Raw genomic sequence first — 4,944 nt, forward strand, 5'->3', positions numbered from 1 at the left:
AGAAGCCGGAGACCAATTGAACCTGAAGCTGTATTCGGTGATATCAAATATAATCACGGTTTCAAAAGATTCAGACTGCGATCTAAAGCGAAGGTAATAATTGAATTTGGGCTTGTGGCTCTGGCTCATAATATAAGAAAATGGGCCAATATAAGAAATGAAATGAATGCGGTAATAAGTTAAAAAAGAACAAGAAATACCTTAAGCTTCCTACCTTATCTCTCTAAAAGTTCTAAAAATCTCCAATCAAAATAAATATCTCAACAAAATCGTATTTGAAAATTTCAATTCCCTAGAAATAACAAAATTCTATGTTTGAAAAATGAAAGAGGCTGACATACTTTTTAGCCAGCCTCTTTTGCTTTTTGAGCTTTAAAAATTCAATTTCCTTCAAAATTTTCACTCATATTGATAATAAAGTAGAAAGCAGTAAAAGCAAGATATGTGCTACACCTCTTTTTTTCAAATTTTACTTGTTACTACAAAGAGTTAAGCTTCACGAATTTTGACAGTGATCCTGTTAACTTTTCCAATTTAATATAAAATCAAATATGTACACTATATTAGAGATACAGCCTTAGTGCTTTTGGAGGGATTATGATTTTATCCGGTAAATGTGCAATTGTTACAGGTGCAAGCCGACCAATCGGCAAAGCAATTGCAAAGAAATTCGTAGAAGAAGGCGCTATTGTATATTTAATCTCGAGAGATGCTGACAGAATCGCTCTAATAGCTCAGGAGCTTGATCCTAATGATGAAGGTAAAGCTATTGCAATGCCTTGTGATATTACATCAAAGACTTCAATAGAAGAGGTTTTCGAACATATTGCTGCAGCAGATCTTGTTGTAGATATTCTTGTAAATGCAACTGATCTTGCTATTGAAAAGCCATTAGAGAAGCTTGAACTTGAAGACTGGACCAGGAATATCAAGACCAATCTTACAGGTGCATTTCTTCTCTCCCAAAAATGCTTTGAGGGTATGAAGGAAGCTGGTGCAGGAAAGATTATTAACGTAGCATCACTTATCTCAGACAAGGTTAAACCAGGTATCGCAGCATATGTCGCAGCAAAAGGCGGACTTGTAATGCTAAGCAGAAGTATAGCTGTTGAATGGGGTAAATTTAACATTCAGGCTAATACAATTGTTAACGCAGACATCGATCTGCCTATGTCAAAAGAAAAAGCTCTAGAGAGAGATATTTTAAATCCATCAGAGAAAAAATCTCTAGCTGAAGACATTGCTGATGTTGCCCTATTCTTAGCTTCAGAAAAATCAAACGATATTACAGGAAAGGAGATTCCTGTAGATGAGGGATTTCTTACCTCACTTATTAAAGAGTAAAGTTAATTACATTTTTAACTAAGGCCTCAGACAGAAAAGTCTGGGGCTTTTTTTTCCACATGAAATAGTGATATTTTCGTAAGAACACTTCGTTAGAAATGTGACATTATGTAAATTTGCGATTAATTTAAAACGTTTACAATGCACACATTATTTGCGATTATAAAGTAAAATATTCAGATAATAATCTAGTAAATAATATTGGATAAAAGTAATATTAGAACATTATATTTGTCATATTAAAATAGCATATTATTCTTAATATTTAAGATATTAACCTTAATATCAGAAAAATAAATATTTAAATAAAGTTAGTTTTAATACAATAACAATACTATCAGTATTTAGTAAAAAATCTATGCATTATTCGTCAATTTTTCATTATGCAAATTAGTTTCGAGTGCAAAAATATTGGAATATCCCTTTTACACAAAAAGCCCTAAAATAATGCACAGATGTAAGATTATATTTAAATCAATTCTCGCTTAATAATTTTTTATATCTTTACTAACTTATTGTTATATAAATAATATAATTTATTTATATATATTATTTATTCTTTAACTAAAACTTTCTATATTCCATTTTTCAATGATTTTTCTTATCTTTTGTAATTACGCAAACGTTTTCTATGTAACAATAACGCACATTCGCATGCAATTTTCGACATTTTTACGGATTTATTGAGAACCAGCTCACAAAGAGACGGCGATTTCATTGAGGGATTTTTTTCAGACTTTTATTATCAGACAGTCCTTGATTGGATGAACACAGATTTTATAACTAAAACAATTGGATAATAAAAATGACTAAGGAAAACGAAAAAGGATTCTATAAGCTTAGCTGGCTGCAGCGTATCGGCTTTGGTGCAGGAGATCTTGCACAGAATCTTATTTATCAGACTGTTTGCATGTACCTTCTTTTCTTCTATACCGACGTATATGTGTTAGGAGGCGATGCAGCTCAATCAGCGGGACTTGCAGGAACAATGTTTCTGGTTGTTCGTCTTGTGGATGTAATCTGGGATCCTCTTGTTGGCACATTTGTTGATAAGCACAATCCTTCATTAGGAAAATACAGAAGCTACCTCATTATGGGAGGTATTCCTTTAACCATCCTTGCTATTGCCTGCTTCTATGACGGCTTCCAGCCATCCATCGCATACGCATATGTAACCTATGTTGCAATGTCTATGTTATACACTCTGATTAACGTTCCTTATGGTGCATTAAATTCATCACTGACCCGTGATACTGATGAAATCACTATTCTTACTTCAGTCCGTATGTTTATGGCCAATGTCGGCGGTCTGTGTGTTTCAGCCGGTGTACCTATTCTTGTAGCTATAATGGCAGGTACTGACATTCCTTATGAAATGGCTTTATTCATGGGTTTAGGTTCTCTTCCTTCATTTATCTTCATGCCTCTTGTTCCTGCTATCAAAAAGAAAATTGGTAAGAAGCAGATGTTTTACGTATTCCTGTGTGTAGCTATCATCGGTATGGCAATGCTTTATATCATCAGCCATATTGGCACAGTTCAGGAAAACATCACTCTTGTCTATATTGCACAATTTATTAAGTCAACAGGAGTAATCGTTGCAACCGGCTATATGTGGGCTTTAATTCCTGAGGTTATATCCTATGGTGAATACACCACTGGCCGTCGTATTTCAGGTATTGTTAACGCATTAACCGGTATCTTCTTCAAAGCAGGTATGGCTCTGGGTGGTGTTGTTCCTGGCTTTGTACTGTGGTTGGTTAACTACAAGCCTGAAGTTGCAGGAGCAAGCTCTCTTCCAAGAGATTCTCATGCATGGTTTATCTGTATGATGATCTATGCAATTATTGGTCTTGCACTTTTAGTATTCTGCTTCTCCCAGACCAAAGAGCGTGTAGTTATGGACGAGTCAGAAACCAAGAATGTTAAGGTTTCAGATCTATGGACAGAGTTCCTGCGCAACCGTCCATTAAGAGTTGTTGCACTGTTCTTCATCACAGCCTTCGCAATGATGTCTGTAGGTAACGCTGCCGGAGCATACTTCATGAACAACATGGAAACACTACCTGCTCTTACACAGGAAGGTATCCGCTGGCTGGTTTGCGTAATTCCTGCAATGTTACTGGTCTTAGCAATGTACATTATTTCAAAGTATGAGCTTAGCGATGAGAAGATCGACGAAATCAACAAGGAAATTGAAGCTCGTCGTGTAAACAACTAAGCATACTTAACGAATCACGGTTTGAAAGGATAATAATAAAATGAAACCAAGATATTTATTCCCAAAAGATTTTATGGCCGATCCATCTGCCAATGTATTCAATGGACGTATGTATGTCTACCCAAGTCATGATTATGACAGTGGTGCTGCCTTTGACGATGATGGCGGTCATTTCCAGATGCGAGACTATCATGTTCTGTCTATGGATGATGTCATGAATGGAGAAGTTACAGATCATGGTGTTATTCTTGATGTTGATGATGTTCCTTGGGCAGAAAAACAGATGTGGGACAACGATGTTGTAGAGAAGAACGGTAAATACTATCTGGTATTTTCTGCAAAAGATTACAACGGAGTATTCCATCTTGGTGTTGCAGTAAGTGATAGGCCAGAAGGTCCATTCAAGAGTGAACCTGCACCAATCATCGGCTCATACAGTATCGATCCTTGCGTCTTTAAAGATGACGATGGTGAAGTATACTGCTACTTCGGAGGTCTATGGGGAGGACAGCTTCAGTGGTACCGCAATAACAAGCTAAAGCCAGCAGCATCAGTTGGTGAAGAGAACTTCAATCCAACTCTTCTTCCTTCAGGAAAAGAAGATGCTTTACCTTCAAGAGTTGTTCGTATGTCAGAGGATATGCTTCAGTTTGCAGAAGAACCTAAGCCAGTTTTGATTGTTGATAACAGTGGAGCCCCACTCAAGGCAGATGATCCTCATAGATTCTTTGAGGCATCATGGATGTTCAAGAGAAATGGAACATACTACTTTACCTACTCTACTGGTGATAGCCATTATCTGTGCTATGCAACAGCAGACAATCCATACGGTCCATTCACATATCAGGGAGTAATTCTTGAGCCTGTGTGCGGTTGGACCACCCACCACTCTATTACAGAGTATAAAGGTCAGTGGTATCTTTTCCATCACGACTGTCAGCCATCTGAAGGAAAGGATTGGTTAAGAAGTCTTAAGGTTATGCCTTTAGAGTTTGATGCTAACGGTAAAATAGCAACAATGAAATCTGAATAAATAGAACTGATTTCAAGAGGTCTCTTCACAAAAGAGACCTCTTTTTTGTATTATCCTAACCTCCGCAGATCATAGTTACTAATTTTTGATCTGCTTCTTTGGGAAGGGTACACAGAATAATTCAAAGAGATCTCTAGTTTTTTTAGGGATCTCTTTTGTTATATATATACCTCTTCCTGCAGGTTTTGTGGCCTGCAGTTTCTTCAGCTGCAACATTGCCTTTTCAAGTGATTCTCCTGGTAATACCTTTCCTTCTGCTTTATGAGCGGCAGCAGATACACTTAGCATCATTCTCAGTGTTTGTGCCAGCAGGTGTATAAAAATCTTTCCTTTATAGGAAGAACCT

5 protein-coding genes are annotated in these 4,944 nt (G+C 36.7%); 4 read left to right on the plus strand and 1 reads right to left on the minus strand.

Going from position 1 to position 4,944, the window contains the following annotated elements; genetic code table 11:
* The 4 genes from B5D46_RS11715 to B5D46_RS11730 form a co-directional block, all read left to right on the plus strand.
* A partial coding sequence (locus tag B5D46_RS11715) for a transposase (protein ID WP_200805071.1) occupies positions 1-183 on the plus strand: 183 nt, incomplete at its 5' end.
* Positions 184-597: 414 nt separating this feature from the next.
* Entirely contained in the window at positions 598-1,344 is a 747-nt protein-coding gene (locus B5D46_RS11720; protein ID WP_078929608.1) for an SDR family NAD(P)-dependent oxidoreductase, read from the plus strand.
* Between the two features lie 805 nt (positions 1,345-2,149).
* Positions 2,150-3,565 carry an MFS transporter gene (locus tag B5D46_RS11725; RefSeq protein WP_078929609.1) on the plus strand — a complete coding sequence of 472 codons (1,416 nt, stop codon included), beginning with the start codon at positions 2,150-2,152 and terminating at the stop codon, positions 3,563-3,565.
* A 40-nt stretch (positions 3,566-3,605) separates the two neighbouring features.
* The gene (locus B5D46_RS11730) at positions 3,606-4,598 is read left to right on the plus strand and encodes a glycoside hydrolase family 43 protein (protein ID WP_078929610.1); all 993 of its coding nucleotides are present in this window, start codon (positions 3,606-3,608) and stop codon (positions 4,596-4,598) included.
* Between the two features lie 78 nt (positions 4,599-4,676).
* On the opposite strand, the gene B5D46_RS12245 is transcribed toward B5D46_RS11730, so the two are convergent.
* A partial coding sequence (locus tag B5D46_RS12245; RefSeq protein ID WP_200805073.1) for a hypothetical protein occupies positions 4,677-4,944 on the minus strand: 268 nt, incomplete at its 5' end.

Origin of the sequence: Succinivibrio dextrinosolvens DSM 3072, assembly GCF_900167015.1 — a bacterium.
GTDB classification, from domain to species: domain Bacteria; phylum Pseudomonadota; class Gammaproteobacteria; order Enterobacterales; family Succinivibrionaceae; genus Succinivibrio; species Succinivibrio dextrinosolvens.

Excerpts from the sequence above, each read along its gene's own strand:
- B5D46_RS11720 (WP_078929608.1), top strand. The coding sequence starts at position 598 with ATGATTTTATCCGGTAAATGTGCAATTGTTACAGGTGCAAGCCGACCA.
- B5D46_RS11725 (WP_078929609.1), top strand. The coding sequence starts at position 2,150 with ATGACTAAGGAAAACGAAAAAGGATTCTATAAGCTTAGCTGGCTGCAG.
- B5D46_RS11730 (WP_078929610.1), top strand. The coding sequence starts at position 3,606 with ATGAAACCAAGATATTTATTCCCAAAAGATTTTATGGCCGATCCATCT.